The 18,518-nt window shown below is 60.3% G+C and carries 18 protein-coding genes; 11 read left to right on the forward strand and 7 right to left on the reverse strand.

What is annotated here, in order from left to right:
* Nucleotide 1: 1 nt before the first annotated feature.
* The 5 genes from algK to yaaA form a co-directional block, all read right to left on the reverse strand.
* Nucleotides 2-1,390, reverse strand: a complete 1,389-nt coding sequence (algK, locus tag B2D37_RS00855; protein WP_079200945.1) for an alginate biosynthesis TPR repeat lipoprotein AlgK — start codon at nt 1,388-1,390, stop codon at nt 2-4.
* A 13-nt stretch (nt 1,391-1,403) separates the two neighbouring features.
* Nucleotides 1,404-2,570 (reverse strand): alginate biosynthesis protein Alg44, encoded by a 1,167-nt coding sequence (locus B2D37_RS00860; RefSeq protein WP_079200946.1) that lies wholly within the window; start codon nt 2,568-2,570, stop codon nt 1,404-1,406.
* 43 nt (nt 2,571-2,613) lie between these two features.
* Nucleotides 2,614-4,101 (reverse strand): mannuronan synthase, encoded by a 1,488-nt coding sequence (gene alg8 / locus B2D37_RS00865; RefSeq protein WP_154067018.1) that lies wholly within the window; start codon nt 4,099-4,101, stop codon nt 2,614-2,616.
* Nucleotides 4,102-4,199: 98 nt separating this feature from the next.
* A complete protein-coding gene (locus B2D37_RS00870) occupies nt 4,200-5,510 on the reverse strand; it encodes a nucleotide sugar dehydrogenase (RefSeq protein ID WP_079200947.1) in 1,311 nt (436 codons plus the stop codon).
* A 629-nt stretch (nt 5,511-6,139) separates the two neighbouring features.
* Complete coding sequence (yaaA, locus tag B2D37_RS00875) at nt 6,140-6,919, reverse strand: peroxide stress protein YaaA (RefSeq protein ID WP_079200948.1); 780 nt, start codon at nt 6,917-6,919, stop codon at nt 6,140-6,142.
* A 190-nt stretch (nt 6,920-7,109) separates the two neighbouring features.
* Here yaaA and dmeF point away from each other — a divergent pair, with 190 nt between their 5' ends.
* The 5 genes from dmeF to moaE all read left to right on the forward strand — a co-directional run bounded on the left by dmeF (nt 7,110) and on the right by moaE (nt 11,227).
* A complete protein-coding gene (dmeF, locus tag B2D37_RS00880) occupies nt 7,110-8,063 on the forward strand; it encodes a CDF family Co(II)/Ni(II) efflux transporter DmeF (RefSeq protein ID WP_079200949.1) in 954 nt (317 codons plus the stop codon).
* 307 nt (nt 8,064-8,370) lie between these two features.
* Nucleotides 8,371-9,762, forward strand: a complete 1,392-nt coding sequence (locus B2D37_RS00885) for a PhoH family protein (protein WP_079200950.1) — start codon at nt 8,371-8,373, stop codon at nt 9,760-9,762.
* Between the two features lie 130 nt (nt 9,763-9,892).
* Nucleotides 9,893-10,369, forward strand: a complete 477-nt coding sequence (moaC, locus tag B2D37_RS00890) for a cyclic pyranopterin monophosphate synthase MoaC (RefSeq protein ID WP_079200951.1) — start codon at nt 9,893-9,895, stop codon at nt 10,367-10,369.
* Complete coding sequence (gene moaD, locus B2D37_RS00895) at nt 10,366-10,614, forward strand: molybdopterin converting factor subunit 1 (protein WP_079200952.1); 249 nt, start codon at nt 10,366-10,368, stop codon at nt 10,612-10,614. The genes moaC and moaD overlap by 4 nt, the downstream gene beginning before the upstream one ends.
* A 157-nt stretch (nt 10,615-10,771) precedes the next feature.
* Nucleotides 10,772-11,227 (forward strand): molybdopterin synthase catalytic subunit MoaE, encoded by a 456-nt coding sequence (gene moaE / locus B2D37_RS00900; protein ID WP_079200953.1) that lies wholly within the window; start codon nt 10,772-10,774, stop codon nt 11,225-11,227.
* Between the two features lie 394 nt (nt 11,228-11,621).
* Here the strand turns inward: moaE and B2D37_RS00905 are convergent, their stop codons facing one another.
* Nucleotides 11,622-11,798: a hypothetical protein gene (locus B2D37_RS00905; RefSeq protein WP_154067019.1), complete on the reverse strand. Its 177-nt coding sequence runs from the start codon at nt 11,796-11,798 to the stop codon at nt 11,622-11,624.
* Between the two features lie 64 nt (nt 11,799-11,862).
* Here B2D37_RS00905 and B2D37_RS00910 point away from each other — a divergent pair, with 64 nt between their 5' ends.
* The 6 genes from B2D37_RS00910 to B2D37_RS00930 are packed head-to-tail and all read left to right on the forward strand — an operon-like array spanning nt 11,863 to nt 17,240.
* Complete coding sequence (locus B2D37_RS00910; protein WP_079200955.1) at nt 11,863-12,333, forward strand: (2Fe-2S)-binding protein; 471 nt, start codon at nt 11,863-11,865, stop codon at nt 12,331-12,333.
* Nucleotides 12,330-14,645, forward strand: coding sequence for a xanthine dehydrogenase family protein molybdopterin-binding subunit (locus B2D37_RS00915; protein ID WP_079200956.1), 2,316 nt, complete (start codon nt 12,330-12,332; stop codon nt 14,643-14,645). Before B2D37_RS00910 ends, B2D37_RS00915 begins: the two co-directional genes overlap by 4 nt.
* Entirely contained in the window at nt 14,645-15,640 is a 996-nt protein-coding gene (locus tag B2D37_RS00920; protein WP_079200957.1) for an XdhC family protein, read from the forward strand. Before B2D37_RS00915 ends, B2D37_RS00920 begins: the two co-directional genes overlap by 1 nt.
* A gap of 16 nt (nt 15,641-15,656) precedes the next feature.
* Nucleotides 15,657-15,788 carry a hypothetical protein gene (locus tag B2D37_RS24015; protein ID WP_371915422.1) on the forward strand — a complete coding sequence of 44 codons (132 nt, stop codon included), beginning with the start codon at nt 15,657-15,659 and terminating at the stop codon, nt 15,786-15,788.
* The gene (locus B2D37_RS00925) at nt 15,785-16,624 is read left to right on the forward strand and encodes a radical SAM protein (RefSeq protein ID WP_154067020.1); all 840 of its coding nucleotides are present in this window, start codon (nt 15,785-15,787) and stop codon (nt 16,622-16,624) included. Before B2D37_RS24015 ends, B2D37_RS00925 begins: the two co-directional genes overlap by 4 nt.
* A 7-nt stretch (nt 16,625-16,631) precedes the next feature.
* On the forward strand, nt 16,632-17,240 hold the full coding sequence (locus tag B2D37_RS00930; RefSeq protein WP_256573132.1) for an NTP transferase domain-containing protein: 609 nt from the start codon (nt 16,632-16,634) through the stop codon (nt 17,238-17,240).
* A gap of 206 nt (nt 17,241-17,446) precedes the next feature.
* On the opposite strand, the gene B2D37_RS00935 is transcribed toward B2D37_RS00930, so the two are convergent.
* On the reverse strand, nt 17,447-18,487 hold the full coding sequence (locus B2D37_RS00935; RefSeq protein WP_079200959.1) for a DUF2157 domain-containing protein: 1,041 nt from the start codon (nt 18,485-18,487) through the stop codon (nt 17,447-17,449).
* Nucleotides 18,488-18,518 lie beyond the last annotated feature (31 nt).

The following is an 18,518-nucleotide window of genomic DNA, read 5'->3' on the forward strand; positions in this document are numbered from 1 at the left end:
TTCATTGGGTTTGCACCTGGCGCAGGTTTTGCTCTTGCCCGACGATGCCGCGCAGTTGACGTTCATCGCGCAGCAGTTGTTCGGCTCGGGTACGTTGGGCCGGTTGCAGTTGTTGTTCGATCAGGCGGGCCAGCTCGATGGCCCGCGGGGTGTTCTTCGGCAGCGCCAGTTGGCTGAAGACGAAGGCATTGACCGGGTCGGGAATCACGCCCTTGCCTTGCGAGTACATCTGGGCGAGGGCGAAGTCGGCGCTGGTCCGGCCGTTACGAGCGGCGCTGAGCAAATGATCCAGGGCCTTCTGCGGGTAAATGTCGCCGAGGTAGCCACGCAGGTAGATCTGGCCGAGGAAGTAGTTGGCGCTGGGTTGGCTGGGCGCGGCCTTGCGCAGATGCTCTTCGGCCTTGTGGGGGTCCTGTGGTACCAGCTTGCCTTCGTAGTACAGGCGGCCGAGCAACAGTTCGGCGCGCGGCAGCGCCGCGGCGCGACCTTTGTCGAGGTAACCCATCAGGGTGTCGATGTCGCCCAGGCCCGGGTAGTCATAGAGCAGGCGCGCCAGGCTGACCCAAGCGGCCGGATAGGTCGGGGCGATGGTTTCGAGCAGTTCCTGGGCTCGCTCTTCATCCGGCGTGCCCAGCTCGGCGTCGGCCAGCACCTGGGCGACGTCATCCACCCGTTCCGGGCTCACGACAGCGCTGCGGTAGCCCGCCATCAGGCGTTGCAGCAGGGCTTGCTGTTTGTCGGCCTGGTCTTGCTTCTGATACACGGTGGCCAGTTCGACGTAGCAGACATCGGCTTCGGCAATCAGGCCTTGGCAGATTTGTTCGATTTCACCCAGGTGCTGGTCGTAGTTGCCCTGGGTGCGATAGAGCAGGATTTGTGCCAGATCGGCCTGGGTATGGCCTTGCTCGCGCCAGGTGGAGATGCGTTCTTGCACGTTCATACCGGGGAAATCCTGTGGGTATTGCAGGTAGAGCATGACCAGCGGCAACAGGCTGCTTTGCTCTCCCGCGGTGAATGCGTCATTCAGCAACTCGGCCGCTTCAAGGCGCTCGGCCTGGCTGGCGTCCACTTTGCGCGCGAGCAATTTGCCCAGGCGCGCCCGGGCCCGCGGCGACTGGTCAAGGGCTAAGCGGTAAGTCTGTTCGGCCTTCTCCAGGTCTTCCGGCGTGCCGCTGGCCAATTGCAGATCGGCCAGGCCGACCTGCGACTTGACGTAGCCCAATTCAGCCAGTTGGCGGTAGTTCTGCTCGGCAGTGCTGGTGTCGCCGCGCTTCAGCGCTTCGGCGGCCAGGCGCTCGTCCGGCAGCCCGGCGCAACCGGCGAGGGTCATGGCCAGGGAGAGCGCCAGCAAGGGCGCTGCGTGCATGAGACGGGGGTCGATAGTCGCCATTGTTGCGTCCTCCTTAGAGACCTTTCGCCACGGCCTTGTCGAACAACCAGTCGAACGACGGGCCGCGGTCGAGGGTGACTTCCACTGGCTGGCCGGCGAGGCGGCTATCGAGGCTCTGTTCCGGCTCGATCAAGACCCGGATATCTGCCGACAAGCCGCCTTGATGCAGGCTGCTGCTGACGATAGTGCCGTAGCGTGGAGAGTCCTCACCGGCCACCCAGAAGCTGGCACGGCTGCCAGGGCGAGCGCGGGAGAAGTCGCGATAGGGGAAGCTGGCCAGCACCGTGGCCTTGGTGTCTTGCGGCACCAGCTCGAAGATCACATCGCCCTTGGTGGCAAACTGGCCGTCGGCCACCAACTGACGTGCCACCTTGCAATTGCACGGGCTGGTCAGGGTGCCCTTCATTTGCTTGCCGAACAGAACTTCGACATTGGCGGGAGACAGTTGTTCATTATCCAGATGGCCCTTGAGCATCTCCAGCATGCTGGCGGAGAAGGTCGCGATGGGCGCACCTTTCTCGACCATGGCGTCCGGGCCGAACAGGCTCTCTACGGTGCCTTCACGCGGCATGGTCACTTCCAGGCTCTGTACGTTGACCAGGGCCGATTGGGCGTGGGTCACGAAATACATGCCGTAGATCGACTTGAAAATAAATCCGAAGGCGGCCAGGCCGACCAGGAAAATCGCCAGGCTGAAGCTCACGGCCTTGAGCCGACCGAGCGCGCCCATGCCGGAGTTACCCGCGCCGTTCTTGCGCTCTTTGGTGAAGTTTTCCCGCTGCAAGGTACTCAGCAGGTCGCCCGTGCTGACCAGTTCGCCGCCGAGGAAGGAGCTAATCAGGTAGCGCAGGGTGGCCAGCTCGCGTGGCTTGATGTTGTGGAACTGGCAGCCGACGCGGGCGTTTTCGGTATCAACCGAACGCACCTGGAATTCGATGTCGATGCCCAGGTCAAGGCTGTCCAGCCTGAACTGCAGGCGGCCTTTATGAAAGTCGCCGACCTGCGCCGACTGATTGTTGGCGCTGAAGCTGAAGCCACCGGCGGAGATATCGAGGGTGTTGGCTTCGATGCGCTCGCGGTTTTTCGTCAGGTAGCGCAACACGGCCGGGAGCTTGACCCGGGCGTGCTGGCGCTGGGCTTCTGATTCATGGACCACATTGACGTTGACAGCTGTATTCATGGTTGCAATTTCCTGTTCGAAAAAGGTTCCGGTCGGGTACCGGTCACACCAGCATCAGAAGCGCAGCGATAAACACGCTGCCGGCAGCAAAAGTCATGGAGCGCGAGGACCAGGTATTGAACCAACGCTGGAAACTCACTAGGCCGCGATCGAGCTTGGTCGGCTGACGGGTCCAGGACTGCTGGTCGAGGCGGAAGAACACGTAGATCTTCACCATCGCGCCGACGATCTGGTTGTAAAAGAGAATCACCGGGTAGGCCGGGCCGATGCGGTGGCCGCTGACGCTCAGCAACAGAGTCAGCACCAGCCGGGTCAGACCGATCCACAGCAGGTAGGCAAGGAAGAACCCGGCGCCGTACTTGAGGCTGGCGATAATCGCCACGCTCAGGCCGAGCAGGCTGGTCCACATCGATACGCGCTGGTCGAACAGCACCACGCTGGTGAACCAGCCCAAACGGCCGGTGCCCAGGCGCAGGGCGCGGGCGTTCTGCCGCAGGTTGTTGCCATACCAGCGGAACATCAGCTTGCGACTGGCCTTGATGAAGCTCTTCTCCGGCGGATGCTCGACCGTATTGATCGCCGCATCCGGCACGTAGAAGGTGTCGTAGCCCAGGCTCATCAAGCTGTACCAGCTCGACTTGTCGTCGCCGGTAAGGAACTGGAAACGGCCCAGACGCCAGTGGTCGAGGTGATCGCTTTCGACATCGGCAATGAACGTAGGGTTGGTCACCACTTCGGCGCGAAATACCGACATGCGTCCGGTCATGGTCAGCACACGCTTGGACAGCGCCATCGAGCACATGTTGAGGTGGCGCTGGGCGAAGCGCAGCTGATGCCACTCGCTCATGATGTAGCCGCCGCGCACCTCGCAGAACTCGTTGGTGGTCAGGCCGCCGACATTCGGGAACAACTTGAACCAGGGCACGGTCTTGCGTACCGCGCCTGCACCCAGCACGGTGTCGCCATCGATCACCGCGACCACCGCGTTCGCATCCGGAATTTTCCGGGAGATGGCGCGAAAACCGAAGGCCAGGCCATCACGCTTGCCCGTGCCGGGAATGCGCACGAAGTCCAGCTTGACATGCTCTGGCGGGTTCATCCGCGCCCAGAGGTTCTTCACCAGCAGTTCATCGGACAGCTCGACGATGGAACACACCACCGTCGTCGGGTAGCCGCAGTCAATCGCCTCGCGAATCACCGAGCGGTACACCTGGGCGGTGGTCAACGCATCGATGCGGAAGCTGGTGACTAGCAGAAACACCTGAGAAGGGTCAGCGTCCGTGCCGAGTTTTTGCACCTTGCGGCGGTAATAGGGGTAAACCACATAGAGAAACAGGATGCCGCGGACAAAGTGCACCGCACCCATGGAATAACGCCAGATGCCCACTGCGCCGATCAGCAGGAGATAGTCGCGCGACTCAGGGTCGAACACGCTCCTGGGCAGCGCCAACGCGAGCAACATCAGCAGTGATAGGTAGAACAGCCAACCTGCGGCCTCTAGGAGGACGGTTTTTAGCGTGCTTGTTTGCATATGCATATCCATCGTGTGCGCCGGAAGCGCCGGAAGAACCCTGGGCGAGGGTGCTGCTCGCGCGCCCAAGGTTCGGCTCAACTGGCTGACAGGCTGGTTTACCAGCAGATACCTTCGGCACCCGTACGGGAGGCCGTTGGCATGAAGCCGACCAGGTCGACTACGTGCTTGCCAGCGAGCGGCTGTTGCGCCAGGGAAGCAAAGCGCACATCGCCATTGCCGAGCACGATGATCTCGGCGTTGTCGACTACCGCATCGAAGTCACTGTTGAGCAGTGAGGAGACATGCGGGATCTTCGATTCGATGTACTCCTTGTTGGCGCCATAGACGCGGGCATATTCGACGTTGCTGTCGTAGATGCTCAGCTCGAAGCCCTTGCCGATGAGCATTTCGGCCAGCTCTACCAGCGGGCTTTCGCGCAGGTCATCGGTGCCGGACTTGAAGCTCAAGCCGAGCAGGGCGACCTTGCGCTTGTCGTGGCTGGAGATGATGTCGAAGGCGTTCTGCACCTGGACCACGTTGCTGCGCATCAACGAACCAATCAGCGGCGCTTCGACGTCCAGCGAGCTGGCGCGATAGGACAGGGCGCGCACGTCTTTCGGCAGGCAGGAGCCACCGAAGGCGAAGCCGGGCTTCATGTAGTACTTGGAGAGGTTGAGCTTGTGATCCTGGCAGATCACGTCCATCACTTCGCGGCCGTCGACCCCTACCGCCTTGGCGATGTTGCCGATCTCGTTGGCGAAGGTCACCTTGGTGGCGTGCCAGACGTTACAGGTGTACTTGATCATCTCGGCGACATCGATGTCCTTGCGGATCACCGGCGCGTCGAGTTCGCTGTAGATGCTTTCCAGCAGGTCACCGGCGGCGGTATCCAGTTCGCCGATCACGGTCATCGGCGGGAAATCGTAGTCCTGGATCGCGGTGCTTTCGCGGAGGAACTCGGGGTTCACCGCCACGCCGAAATCGACACCGGCTTTCTTGCCCGAGCAGTCTTCGAGGATCGGAATCACCACGTTCTTCACGGTGCCCGGCAGCACGGTGCTGCGGACTACCACGGTATGCCGTTCGGGCTTGTTGCGCATGGCGAAGCCGATTTCGCGGCACACGCCTTCGATGTAATCCAGTTCCAGATCGCCGTTCTTTTTGCTCGGCGTACCGACGCAAATAAACGAGACCTCGGTGTCACGAATCGCGTCGGCAACATCGGTGGTGCCGCGCAGGTGGCCAGAGTTCAGACCCTGCTGCAGTAATACTTCCAGGCCGGGTTCGACTATGGGCGATTTGCCGTTGTTAATCAGGTCGATCTTGGCTGCCGAGATGTCTACCCCGACCACGTCATGGCCGCGGGCCGATAAACAACCGGCGCACACGGCACCCACATAACCCAAGCCAAAGATACTGATTCGCATCGTATTACCTCGTCGATTTATTGCACAATTTAATAGTGGCTTTTTGGCCACAATCGTTCAGTTAATTCATGTCGATGGTGCGACTGAATTAATTTAGGCATGAGAAATTTCTGGCATCCGCAAGAGGAGGCCGGAACTGGGCGTTTAATATGCAGCGCGCCCTATTCTGCTATCGAGCCAAGCAGCTGCTGGCCTAGGAGGCTCTGGCTCTTGGGTCTCGGTAGGTCATTTGAACGGTGAAAGTGCTCCTGTAATTTCGCTTCAACGTTAATCTGATTGAAATAACCTGACGGACTGTTGTCCGGTAATTAGCAGCAGGTTGCTTCGCGAAAAAGTTTAATTAAGTAGCATGTTACGTTGATAGGAGTGGGCGCTTTTCCCTATAGTTCCTGCCGCTGGTCTTTTTTTTAAATTGAGCTGATTATTTTAATAGTGGCGGGTAATTACGCGTCGATAGCAATATGGAATGGCATTACTTATGCAATGCCCGCGCGGTGTATTAAGCGTTCGGAAAGTTCAATAAGCAGGGTTAATTAATTAATCAGATTGTTTGTGCAGGTATTTGAATTGCCGGCGGGTGGGGTACAGCGGGCCGTGCGGCGGCCCGGAGCGGGGGAGTGGAGGCGGGATCAGTCTTGCGGGAGGTCGCGCAGAAACACCAGTTTGTCGGTTTTCGAGTGCTCCGCCGAGTAGCGGTAACCCTGTGCGGCGAAGTCCTTGAGACTCTCGGCATTGCTCAGGCGCTCTTTGATCACATAGCGCGCCATCAGGCCGCGGGCCTTCTTGGCGTAGAAGCTGATGATCTTGTACTGACCGTTTTTCAGGTCCTTGAACTCGGTGTCGATGATTCGCGCGTTGAGCACCTTGCGTTTCACCGCACTGAAATACTCGTTGGAGGCCAGGTTGAGCAGCACGTCGTCACCCTGGGCGGCCAGCGCGTCATTCAGCCAGCCACTGATGCGCTCACCCCAGAAGTCGTAGAGGTTGTTACCGCGCGGATTGGCCAACTTGGTGCCCATCTCCAGGCGATAGGGCTGCATCAGGTCCAGTGGCCGCAACACGCCGTAGAGGCCGGAGAGCATGCGCAGGTGTCCCTGGGCGAAATCGAAGTCGGCTGCGCTGAAGTCTTCGGCGTTCAGCCCGGTGTAGACATCGCCCTTGAACGCCAGCAGTGCCTGCTTGGCATTTTCCGGGGTGAAATTATTCGTCCAGCTGCCAAAACGCGCGGCATTCAGGCCGGCGAGCTTGTCCGACAGGTGCATCAGTTCGGCAATCTGCAGGGGCGTGAAGTCGCGCAATTGGCCGATCAGATCCTGGGCGTGGTCGAGATGCTCGGGCTGGGTATAGCGCTGGGTCACCGGCGGCGTCTGGTAATCGAGGGTCTTGGCCGGGGAAATAACCATCAGCATAAAGTCTGCTCCTGAAAGTCTTGGCCGCGATTCTAGCAGCCCGCCAGGCTGCCAGACGCTTAGGACGGCCGAGACTGCCCATGAAATTGCTTAGCGAGGGTGGGCATCCCGACCCGGACACCGCTGCGCTTGACCTGGGGGCCGCCACGGGGTTGTAGTTTGCCCAGGTCAAAACCTTCAAGGAGCTACCATGACCGCCTGCAATCATTCGCGTTGGCAACCCGCCCACGATTACCGGCCGCTGGAAACCCGCACCGAACGCCAAGCCTGGCTGGTAGCCGCGCTGACCGGGGTGACCATGCTGGTGGAAATCGCCGCCGGTTATGCCTTCAACTCCATGGCCCTGCTCGCCGATGGCTGGCACATGGCGTCGCATATGCTCGCCATCGGCCTGACAGCCCTGGCCTATTTGCTGGCGCGGCGTTACGCCGATGATCCGCGTTTCGCCTTCGGCACCTGGAAGATCGAGGTGCTGGCTGGTTTCGCCAGTTCGCTGCTGTTGCTGGTGGTGGTGGCGATGCTGGCGTTCGAGTCGTTGTGGCGACTGTGGCAGCCGCAGGTGATCGCCTTTGACGTGGCGCTGTGGGTGGCGGTGGTCGGTCTACTGGTCAATCTGCTGTCGGCCTGGCTGCTGCGCGACCAACATGAGCACGCGCATGGCCACGGGCATGCGCATGCCGATCACGATCACTCGACCCCGATTGCCGGAAAAGACCTCAATCGGCATGCCGCTTTTATCCATGTGCTGGCCGATGCGCTGACCTCGGTGGCGGCGATCATTGCCCTGCTCGGTGGCCTGCTGTTCGGCTGGAGCTGGCTCGACCCGCTGATGGGCGTGATCGGTGCGCTGATCATCGCGGTATGGGCCAAGGGCTTGTTAATCGACACCGCCACGGTGTTGCTCGATCGGGAGATGGACAGCCCCGTGGTGGTGCGTGTGCGCAGCGCCCTGGCGCAGGAAGCGGACACCGAGCTGGCGGATTTGCACCTGTGGCGAGTCGGTCGCGCGCAGTACGCCTGCATTATCAGCGTGGTGACCCATGGCGATATCTCTGCGGATCGCTACAAGGCCAGGCTGGCGGGGATCGGCGAGTTGGTGCACGTGACTATTGAAGTCAATCGTTGTGCTGAAAACGAGTGGTGATGGCGCTACTGAGGTGGGATTTTTTTTCGCCGCGAGTGCGGGTAGAACTCCTGACTTTAGCGGCGCTTTTGCGGGTCGCCAAGCGCTATTCGTCGCGGCGACGAATAAACTGAAATAAATAAAAAAAACATTCGCCTGTCATGGTTTTTGGAGTATCTAAAAGATAGACCGCCGAACCCTGCAGACAGGTGGCGACCCTTCACCTTGCTTGCATCAGCTCAGTCCCCATCTGAGCGGTCGGTGGTCCCCGCGGCGGAGCGCTGCTCAGGCATTCCGTCGCTTGGCTCCTATAAGAAGGTGACCGAGTATGGATGACCACGGAAGCTTCAAGCCCACCGCTCCAACCCTCTACGCCCTCGACACCAATGTGTTGATCCACGATCCCAATGCGCTGCTGAATTTTCAGGAGCACCACGTCGCCATCCCGATGACCGTGCTGGAGGAGTTGGACAAGCTGAAAACCGGCAAGCAAGGCGTCGCCGCTGAGTGCCGGCAGGCTATTCGTTTGATCGACAAGATCCTGGGCAGTGCCACGCCCGAGGAAGTGGAGCATGGTGTCGCGATCCAGCGTGAGAAGAGCGGGCCTTGTGGTTTTCTCTCGATTCTCATGACTAAAAGTGCCTCGCCCATTACCTGGCTGCCGGAGGATCTCAACGACAACAAGATCATCAACCAGCTGGTCGAGCTGAAAGCCCGTCGCCCGGACATGTTCGTGGTGCTGGTGACCAAGGACATCAACATGCGCCTGAAGGCGCGCGCCTGCGGTATCGACTCGGAGGACTACCACACCGACCAGCTGGTCGACGATGTGTCGCTGCTGTCCAAGGGTTATCACAGCATGGACGGTTCGTTCTGGGACCGCGTGAGCAAGGTCGAGACCCGCCAGGATCACGGCCGCACCTGGCACCGGGTGCAACTGATCGATAACCTGCCGGCAGTCCATATCAACGAGTTCATCATCGACGAGCAGGGCTTCGTCGGCTGGATCAAGGGCATCGAGGCCGATGAATTACTGATCCTCGATCTGCATCAGGAGCCTTTGCTGCATCAGGAGGCCTGGGGTCTGCGCCCACGGGATATTCACCAGGCGCTGGCGCTGTTCGCCTTGCTCGACCCAGACATCCACCTGGTCAACCTGACCGGTGCCGCCGGTTCGGGCAAGACCATCCTGGCCCTGGCCGCGGCCATCGAGCAGACCATGGTCAGCAAGCGCTATCGGAGGATTATCGCCACCCGCAGCGTACAGGGGCTGGACCAGGAGATCGGCTTCCTGCCCGGCACCGAAGCGGAGAAGATGGAGCCCTGGCTCGGCGCCATTACCGACAACCTGGAAGCGTTGCACATGGATGACGAGAACACCCACGGCAGCGTCGACTACATCCTGCAGAAGGTGCCGCTGCAGTTCAAATCGCTTAACTACATCCGTGGGCGCAGCTTCCAGCAGAGTCTGATCCTGATCGACGAGTGTCAGAACCTCACGCCGCATCAGATGAAGACCATCATCACCCGTGCCGGCACCGGCTCCAAGGTGATCTGCCTGGGTAACCTGGCGCAGATCGATACGCCCTACCTGTCGGCGCCCAGCTCGGGCCTGACCTACCTCACCGAACGCTTCAAGGACTTCTCCCACGGCGTGCACATCACCCTGCAAGGGGTGCCGCGCTCGATCCTGGCGGAATTTGCCGAAACCCATATGTAGGAGGCGGTGAGCGGTAAGCTGCAAGCCCTAAGCTGCGAGTTGAACGCGCAGCAGCCAGGCTTGCAGCTTGCTGCTGCCATATCTGGACTGCTGGGTTTACAATCGGCCGATCCCTGCCTGGAGTAAACCTGTGCTAACCCATCTCGATTCCCAAGGTCACGCCACCATGGTCGATGTCAGCGATAAAGCGCTGACCGTCCGTGAGGCCGTGGCTCAAGCCCTCGTGCGCATGCGCCCGCAGACCCTGCAGATGATCGTCGATGGCGCGCATCCCAAGGGCGATGTGTTCGCCGTGGCGCGTATCGCCGGCATCCAGGCCGCCAAGAAGACCGCTGACCTGATCCCGCTCTGTCATTCGCTGATGTTGAGCAGCGTCAAGGTCGAATTGCTCGCCCATGGCGATGATGCCGTGCAGATCACCGCGCGCTGCAAGCTGAGCGGGCAGACCGGGGTGGAAATGGAAGCCCTGACCGCCGCCAGTGTCGCTGCCCTGACCATCTACGACATGTGCAAGGCGGTGGATCGCGGCATGGTCATCGAAAGCGTGCGCCTGCTGGAGAAGCTGGGCGGCAAGAGTGGTCACTACAAGGCCGAGGACGAGCAATGATTCATGTGCAGTATTTCGCCCGTTACCGCGAGGCGCTGGGCCTGGATGGTGAGCAACTGAGCGATACCCAGGAGCTCGCTACCCTTGATGACCTGCGCCAGCACCTGCTGGCTCGTGGTGGGGTGTGGCAGGTGTTGGCCGAGCAGAACCTGATGTGTGCACGCAATCAGGAGTTGTGCAGCCTCGACGAACCGCTGGAGGAGGGTGATGAAGTGGCCTTCTTTCCCACCGTGACCGGCGGCTGAGTTCGCTGCCATCGCGGCTAAAGCCCCTCCCACAAGTGGCCACACATTTGTGGGAGGGGCTTTAGCCGCGACAGACCGTGTCCATGGCTCTGGCTACGGTTCTGCATCATTAACCCGGCCTACGTCTTCCCCGTTTACGCTTTGAGGACAATTTTTTATGACCATTCGAGTGCAGATCGAGGCCTTCGATCCGGGGGTTGAAGTCAACGCGCTGCATGCGGCGAACGTCGGTGTAGGCGCGGTGGTCAGCTTCATCGGCTATGTGCGCGATTTCAACGCGGGCCGCGAAGTCGGCGGTATGTTTCTCGAACACTTCCCCGGCATGACCGAGAAATCCCTGGCCAAGATCGCGGTCGAGGCCGAGCAGCGCTGGCCGCTGCTGAATATCCAGATTATCCACCGTATAGGTCGCCTGGAGCCGGGTGACCCCATCGTGTTCGTCGGCACCGCCAGCGCCCATCGTCAGGCCGCGTTCGAGGCGTGCGCCTTCGTCATGGACTACCTGAAGACCCGCGCGCCGTTCTGGAAGAAGGAAGACACGGCCGAGGGATCGTGCTGGGTCGAGGGACGCAACAGCGATCAGCAGGCGGCCGAGCGCTGGCAAAAGCCCTAGTGGCCTGTGTGGCTAGTTCACTTAATCAATTTCGGCGCCTAAAGTCCTGATGCTACGTTGCCGCGCCTCGCCCTCACCCGCTATGGCTCGTCGCAGCGGCTTGTCTCAGGCCCCCCCCCGACACCCGCACTTGAGTTAACCCACTAACCGTTCAGGCCACCAGTCCTGAACGGGAAACGGCAAGTACCAGGCGATTCAGGACGAGTATTCCACCTTCGCCATCTACCCTGGCTTACCTACGTATTGGCTGCAGCGCCGCCAATACGTAGGTAAGCGCCAATTATCATGTGTACATAATTCCATAAAAAGGAATTCTGTAATCCAGGTCTCGTCATTTAGAAGCAGTCCATCTGTGGCCATACTTATTGAGGTAAGTGTTCTATTCACCTGCACATCAAACGGCTTTAAGTGCCTGGGCCGTGGCGGCCATGCGTGGTTCTTTCCGAGGAGGCTGGATCTGCTTTTTCTTGAGGGCAGGCTGCTGACAAGAGGTTTCGGCAATCACGGCCGCACCCTTGATGTTCACATCCCCCTGTGGGCGAGTTATTGCCGATACCTGCAGGTATTCCATGCAAGTCGGGCTCGCGTTGAGATCGACGCAAGCGCATAACCGATCAGACCCAGAGGCTATAGCCATGATTTCGTTACGCCTGAATGAGCAGTTGCATCAATTGGATGCCCCCGAGGATATGCCCTTGCTGTGGGCCATTCGCGACCTAGCTGGCTACACCGGCACCAAGTTCGGCTGCGGTGTGGGGCTGTGCGGGGCATGCACCATTCATATAGATGGGCAACCGACTCGTTCGTGCATCACCCCGATCAGCTCTGCCGTGGGCAAGCAGGTCACGACCATCGACAACTTGCACAGCGACGCTGTTGGCCAGGTGGTGCAGCAGGCCTGGCTGAACAAGGCCGTGGCCCAGTGTGGTTATTGCCAGGGTGGTCAGATCATGTCTGCCACTGCGTTGTTGAAAAGCAATCCAGCGCCGGATGATGCGCAGATTGAAGCGGCCATGGCCGGGAATATCTGCCGTTGTGGTACCTATAACCGGATCAAGGATGCGATCAAAGAGGCTGCTGTCAGCCTGAAGGAGGCGCGCTCATGAGCCATCATCCGGATGACTTCGTCGCCTTCAATCTCAGCCGCCGTAAGCTGCTCAAGGGTATGGGCCTGACTGGCGCACTGGTGATTGCGGCTAACTGGGGTATGCGCAATGCGTTCGCAGACGACCCCAAGGTCTATGGTGCCGAGGCCATGCCCCATGGCTGGGTCGATAATCCCAAGGTCTATATAAGCGTTGGCAAGGACGGCAGCCTGACGGTTATGTGCAATCGCTCGGAGATGGGTCAGGGCGTACGTACCAGCCTGGCTATGGTGGTGGCCGATGAGATGGACGTCGACTGGGCCAAGGTCAAGGTTGCCCAAGCACCCGGCGACGAGGCGCGATATGGCAACCAGGACACCGATGGTTCGCGCAGCATGCGCCACTGGTTCGAACCGATGCGTCGGTCTGGTGCCTCGGCGAAGGCCATGTTGGTCCAGGCCGCCGCCCAGCAATGGGGCGTTGCCGCCGACGAATGCCGTGCCGAACTGGGCCAGGTACTGCACGCGTCCAGCGGACGCAGCCTGACCTATGGCGCTGTGGCCGAGACTGCCGCGCAGTTGCCGGTTCCCGCGCGTGAGAGCCTGGTACTCAAGAAGCCTGAGCAGTTTCGCTATATCGGCAAGGATTCGAACCGGGCCATTGATGGCCAGGACATCGTGACCGGCAAGGCTCGTTTCGGCTTTGACGCCCGTTTCGACGATATGTTGTACGCCGTAGTGGCCCGTCCGCCGGTCTATGGTGGCACGCTGAAAAGCGTCGACAGTGCAGCCGCACTCAAGGTGCCAGGTGTGCTCAAGATCATCGAGATCGAGAGTACGCCCATTCCGTCCGAGTTCCAGCCCCTTGGTGGGATTGCGGTGGTCGCCAGCAATACCTGGGCGGCCATAAAAGGCCGTGAGGCACTGGTACTGGAGTGGAACGATGGCCCCAATGGCAGTTATGACTCCGAAACCTTCAAGCAAGGTCTGCTGAAGACCGCGCAGTCACCGGGCAAAGTCGTGCGCAACATGGGTAACGTGCAGGCGGTCTTCGACAAGGGGGGCAAGCAAGTCAAGGTCGACTATTACCTGCCGCACTTGACCCAGGCACCGATGGAACCACCGGTATCTACTGCCTTGTTCAAGGACGGCCGCTGTGAAGTGTGGGCACCGGTGCAGGCACCTCAGGTCACCCGTGAGCGGGTGGCGACGCGGCTGAAGGTGCCATTCGAGAATGTCACGGTCAACGTGACCCTGTTGGGTGGTGGTTTCGGACGTAAATCCAAACCGGATTTCGTCATCGAAGCGGCGATCCTGGCCAAGGAGTTTCCTGGTCGTCATTTGCGGGTGCAGTGGACCCGTGAAGATGACGTGCATTTCTCTTACTTCCATACGGTTTCGGCGCAACATCTGGAGGCGGCACTGGGCGATGATGGGCTGCCCACCGCTTGGCTGCATCGTTCGGTATCGCCGAGCATTACTTCGCTGTTCGGAGCGGACTCAGGGCATCAGGCGGCGTTCGAGCTGGGTATGGGGTTCGTCGCAACGCCGTTCAACGTGGCCAATGTGCGCCTGGAGAACCCGGAAGCCTTTGCCCACACCCGGGTGGGCTGGTTCCGTTCGGTGCATAACATTCCCTATGCCTTCGCTGAGCAGAGTTTCGTCGCTGAGCTAGCCGCTGCCGCCGGTGCCGACCAGAAAGATTACCTGCTGCGTTTGTTGGGGCCGGCACGCCAGATTGATCCACAGGCGCTCAGCGACACCTGGAACTACGGTGAATCGCCGGAGCGTTACCCGGTGGATATCGGTCGCATGCGTGCGGTAATCGAAGAGGCGGCGAGCAAGGCCAATTGGGGCAAATCCTTGCCCAAGGGACGCGCTCAGGGGATTGCCGCCCACTACAGCTTCGTCTCCTATGTGGCGGCAGTGCTCGAGGTCGAGGTCAAGGATGATGGCAAACTGATTGTCCATGATGCGGTGATCGCAATTGATTGCGGCCCGCAGATCAACCCTGAGCGCATTCGTTCGCAGCTTGAAGGCGCATGCGTCATGGGTATTGGTCTGGCCACGACCGGTGAGATCAGCTTCAAGAATGGTCGTGTGCAGCAAGACAATTTCCACAATTACGAAATACCCCGCATGCCATTGGCGCCGAAGTCGGTCGCCGTGCATCTGGTCACGCCGGCTGGCGATCAGCCCTTGGGCGGTGTCGGTGAGCCAGGCTTACCGCCGATCGCTCCGGCCCTGTGCAATGCGATCTTCAACGCTACCGGCAAGCGCATCCGTGAGCTGCCGATCCGCAAGCAATTGAGTGGTTGGAAGGGCAGTGCCTGATGGATAACGTCGACCTCGATGTGTTGACCCGCGTACTCGCCTGGCGACGGGCGGGTCATCAGGTACGGTTGTATACCGTGGTGCAGACCTGGGGCAGCGCGCCGCGTCCGCCGGGCTCGATGCTGGCGCTGCGCGACGATGGAGTGGTGATCGGTTCGGTTTCCGGCGGCTGCATCGAGGACGATTTGATCCAACGGCAGCTAGACGGGCGGCACGAGGAGCCGGGGCTGACGGTCGGTCTGATTACCTATGGCATGACCCGCGAAGAAGCCGCGCGGTTTGGCTTGCCGTGCGGTGGCACCCTGCGCCTTACCGAGGAGCTGGTGGGTGATCCTGCCTGGGTCGAAGATGCAATCGCGCGCTGCGCGCGCCATCAGCTCAGCGTGCGTGAGTTGGACCTGGCCAGCGGCGAGGTGCAGCTTCGCGATGCGGCGGCGGATGACACCTTCGCTTTTGACGAGCAATGCCTGCGGGTCATTTATGGCCCGCGCTGGCGTTTAATGATGATTGGTGCCGGACAACTGTCGCGTTACGTGGCGGAAATTGCCCTGATGCTCGGCTTCGAGGTACTAGTGTGCGACCCGCGCAGCAGTTTTTCCGCGGAGTGGGATAATCCGGCTGTGATCCAGGTGACTGGCATGCCGGATGACGCCGTGCTGAGTATCGTGCCGGATGAACGTACGGCCATTGTTACCCTGACCCACGACCCGCGCCTGGACGACATGGCCCTGCTTACAGCGTTGCAGTCGCGAGCGTTCTATGTGGGCGCTCTGGGCTCGCGACAGACCACCGACAAACGTCGTGGCTACCTCGCCCAACTCGGCATGACTGACGCAGAAATCAGCCGTTTGCATGGACCTGTTGGCCTGTATATCGGGAGTCATACGCCGGTCGAAATCGCCCTATCGTTGATGGCGGAAATCGTTGCCATCAAGAACGGTGTGGTGCACGCGAAGGAGCAACCCGTCCCGTTGAAGATCGACATTGCCAGTTGAAGCCCAGGGGGCGAGCGTGATCGTCGATAAACAAGGCAGGCGCTTTCGCAATCTGCGGGTGAGCCTGACCTCTGCCTGCAACTACGCCTGCACCTACTGCGTGCCGGATGGTAAGCGCCTGACCGCCCAGCGTGATGCCTTGCCCTGAACAAGCTGGTCAGGGCTGTCACCTACCTGAAAGACGTCACGGGCCTGGACAAGCTGCGCATCACTGGTGGCGAGCCGCTGATCAGTCCGCTGTTCGATGGCTTCCTTCGCGCGGTTAGCCAACTGGGGCTGCAGGACGTGTCGCTGACTACTAATGGCCAGTTGCTTGAGCGCAAACTACCTGTGCTGCTTGAGAGTTGCGTGCGGCGTCTCAACGTTTCGCTCGACAGCTTGGACGCGGCTGCATTTCGGCGGATCGCTCGAGGTGGCGACCTGGCTGAGGTGTTGCGCGGTATCGATGCCTGTCTGGCGGCGGGCTTGCGTATCAAGATCAATATGGTGCCGTTGCGCGGGCTGAACCACGAACAGGTTATGCCGCTGCTGGACTACTGTCTGGATCGGGGCATTGAACTGCGTTTTATCGAGCTGATGCGCATGGGTCACCTGGCCTCTGATACTGCCGCGTTTCGCCAGCAGTTCTATGGTATGCCAGAGATCCTCTCGGTGATTTCCGAGCGGTATGCCTATCGCCAGGCTGACAATGCTCTGGACGCGACGGCCCAGCGTTTCGAAATTCCCGGCAGAGGCTATTTCGGCATCATCGCCAACGAAAGCGCACCGTTTTGTCGGACCTGCTCGCGGTTACGCCTGTCCTCGAGCGGTTGGCTGTATGGCTGCCTCTCGTCGAGCAATCGCCACTTTCTGGGCGACCTGCTGGACGCCCCCTATGAACAGGCTTTGCCTGCCTTACGGCAGTTGCTGCAGCGTGCGCTGGAGGACAAGCAGGAATTAGCCTTTTCCGGGGATGTGATGGTGATGAAGATCATTGGTGGGTGAGTCAGGCATGCACACGCAAGTTAATGGACGGATAACCCATGTGGCGGGTCTGATGCTGGCTGCGGGTGTCAGTCGGCGTTTTGGTAGCGACAAACGGCAGGCGACTCTCGACAGCGGCAAGAGGTTGCTGGAGGCCAGCCTCGAAGTTCCCTGTGCAGTACTGGCCGAAGTGTTGGTGGTGCTGCGCAAAGGCGATGACCCTACCGCGTTGGGTCTGCCAGCGACGGTTCAATGTGTCTTTGGCGAGCAGTCTGGCCTGGGGATGGGGCACAGCCTGGCCAGTGGAGTCCAGCGTTTGATCGAGGTGTCGCGGGCTGAAGCCGTGGCGATTTTTCTCGGAGATATGCCCTGGCTGGATGAGGCCAGTCTGCAACAATTGCTAGTACAGGCCAGTGCAGAGCGAATCGTGCTGCCGGTGTCTAGAGGTCAACAAGGTCATCCGGTGATTTTCGGGCGGCAATTCTGGCCCGAACTGTCGCGCTTGACCGGCGACAGCGGTGCCCGTGGGGTGGTCAAGGCTCACCCCAACGCACGGCTGTGTGTTGAGTTGGATGCCTACGGTCTAGTCGCCGATGTCGACACACCGCAGGCCCTGCGGCAGGGACCTGGGGTCTGAACTGCTTGATTGGGGATAACGCAGCAGGACGCAATAACGCGCAATCAGGTGGTCTTACACTGGCGACACTGGGCCATGTAAGGACGGTTAAGCATGATGCCGATCCGGATGTCGGCATCGATCGTCACCTCAACCGAGTCTGTCAGCTGCTCGTCCGGGCGCAGTTCCGTGCTTACCCCGCAAAGCATTAGGGGAGGCCACCATGCTTAGCGGCGCAAGGCTGGCAGGCAGTTCAGCCAGCATGCGGGTAACAGGCGGCGCACAGGGCGGCTCAGCTCAACCTGACGCTTCTGGTAGAGCAGGCCGAGTCCTATTACAGCCAGGCCCAGCAGGCTGAGGGCGATCGGGAACAGCAGCGAGTCCTGGAACACTTGGTCGGCCAGATAGCCTAGATAACCGGCCACGCCGAGGGCGCCGAAGACCATGAATAGGGGGCGGCGCAGCAATACGGCGAGACCGATCAAACCGAGGTTGAGCAGGCAATAAAGTGCCTTACCCAGTTCACTGCTGCTGTCAATCAGGCTTAGTCCACCCCAGAAGGCCAGGAGGCCCGCCAAATAGCCCCAGAAGGCGAAATCCAGTTTGCTGCGACCATCGATCAACAGGCTGACGAGCAACAGCAGCAGGCCGAACCACAGCGATACCCAACGCCGCTGAGAGCAGTCGAAAGCCTCACCATAGGCCAGTTCAGTCAAGTCCATCGACATGAACCACAGCGCCAAAGCAATCGGCATGACGATGAACGGGAAGGGCAGCAGGCGCCGCATTAGCGTGCCGACAAGCACCGTGGCCAGCTCCATGGCCAGCCAGCCGCCTTGCACGTAGACGTAATAGTCGTGATAAGCGCCTTGTTCGTCATCCAGCGGCCACAGGCCCAGCATGCGCTGCACGGCGAACACCAGCAGCGGGGTCAGGCTGACCGCCACCGCGCCCAGTAACCCGCCGGGAATCAGTTGGCCGCGTTGCCACAACGTATGACCGCAGAGGGCGAACAACAGCATGTAGCTGGCGCTGATGCATAACAGCGCCCAGTCGCCGACGCGCATCCAGGCTTCCGTGAGCAGCCAGCCCCTGGCACCAATGATCAATAGCGCGCCGAAGTAATAGGCGACGTGCGCCAGTTGCAAGCTGGCGCGGGTTTGCGGTTGCTGGCGAAGAAAGTTCAACAGCGCCTGATCCTGGCCGGGTTGCAAGACCCCCGCTTGGACGGCGCGTGTGAGGTCGGCGGTATCGAGCTTGAGGGTTATATGGCGGACTCTGCTTCCCTAACAGACTGTT

It is taken from the genome of Pseudomonas sp. CC6-YY-74, from assembly GCF_002025205.1.
Lineage (GTDB): Bacteria > Pseudomonadota > Gammaproteobacteria > Pseudomonadales > Pseudomonadaceae > Aquipseudomonas > Aquipseudomonas paeninsulae.

What these genes read in the sequence shown, in the direction of transcription:
- algK (WP_079200945.1), bottom strand. Translation starts at nt 1,390, where the DNA reads ATGGCGACTATCGACCCCCGTCTCATGCACGCAGCGCCCTTGCTGGCG.
- B2D37_RS00860 (WP_079200946.1), bottom strand. Translation starts at nt 2,570, where the DNA reads ATGAATACAGCTGTCAACGTCAATGTGGTCCATGAATCAGAAGCCCAG.
- alg8 (WP_154067018.1), bottom strand. Translation starts at nt 4,101, where the DNA reads ATGCAAACAAGCACGCTAAAAACCGTCCTCCTAGAGGCCGCAGGTTGG.
- B2D37_RS00870 (WP_079200947.1), bottom strand. Translation starts at nt 5,510, where the DNA reads ATGCGAATCAGTATCTTTGGCTTGGGTTATGTGGGTGCCGTGTGCGCC.
- yaaA (WP_079200948.1), bottom strand. Translation starts at nt 6,919, where the DNA reads ATGCTGATGGTTATTTCCCCGGCCAAGACCCTCGATTACCAGACGCCG.
- dmeF (WP_079200949.1), top strand. Translation starts at nt 7,110, where the DNA reads ATGACCGCCTGCAATCATTCGCGTTGGCAACCCGCCCACGATTACCGG.
- B2D37_RS00885 (WP_079200950.1), top strand. Translation starts at nt 8,371, where the DNA reads ATGGATGACCACGGAAGCTTCAAGCCCACCGCTCCAACCCTCTACGCC.
- moaD (WP_079200952.1), top strand. Translation starts at nt 10,366, where the DNA reads ATGATTCATGTGCAGTATTTCGCCCGTTACCGCGAGGCGCTGGGCCTG.
- moaE (WP_079200953.1), top strand. Translation starts at nt 10,772, where the DNA reads ATGACCATTCGAGTGCAGATCGAGGCCTTCGATCCGGGGGTTGAAGTC.
- B2D37_RS00905 (WP_154067019.1), bottom strand. Translation starts at nt 11,798, where the DNA reads ATGGAATACCTGCAGGTATCGGCAATAACTCGCCCACAGGGGGATGTG.
- B2D37_RS00910 (WP_079200955.1), top strand. Translation starts at nt 11,863, where the DNA reads ATGATTTCGTTACGCCTGAATGAGCAGTTGCATCAATTGGATGCCCCC.
- B2D37_RS00915 (WP_079200956.1), top strand. Translation starts at nt 12,330, where the DNA reads ATGAGCCATCATCCGGATGACTTCGTCGCCTTCAATCTCAGCCGCCGT.
- B2D37_RS00920 (WP_079200957.1), top strand. Translation starts at nt 14,645, where the DNA reads ATGGATAACGTCGACCTCGATGTGTTGACCCGCGTACTCGCCTGGCGA.
- B2D37_RS00930 (WP_256573132.1), top strand. Translation starts at nt 16,632, where the DNA reads ATGCACACGCAAGTTAATGGACGGATAACCCATGTGGCGGGTCTGATG.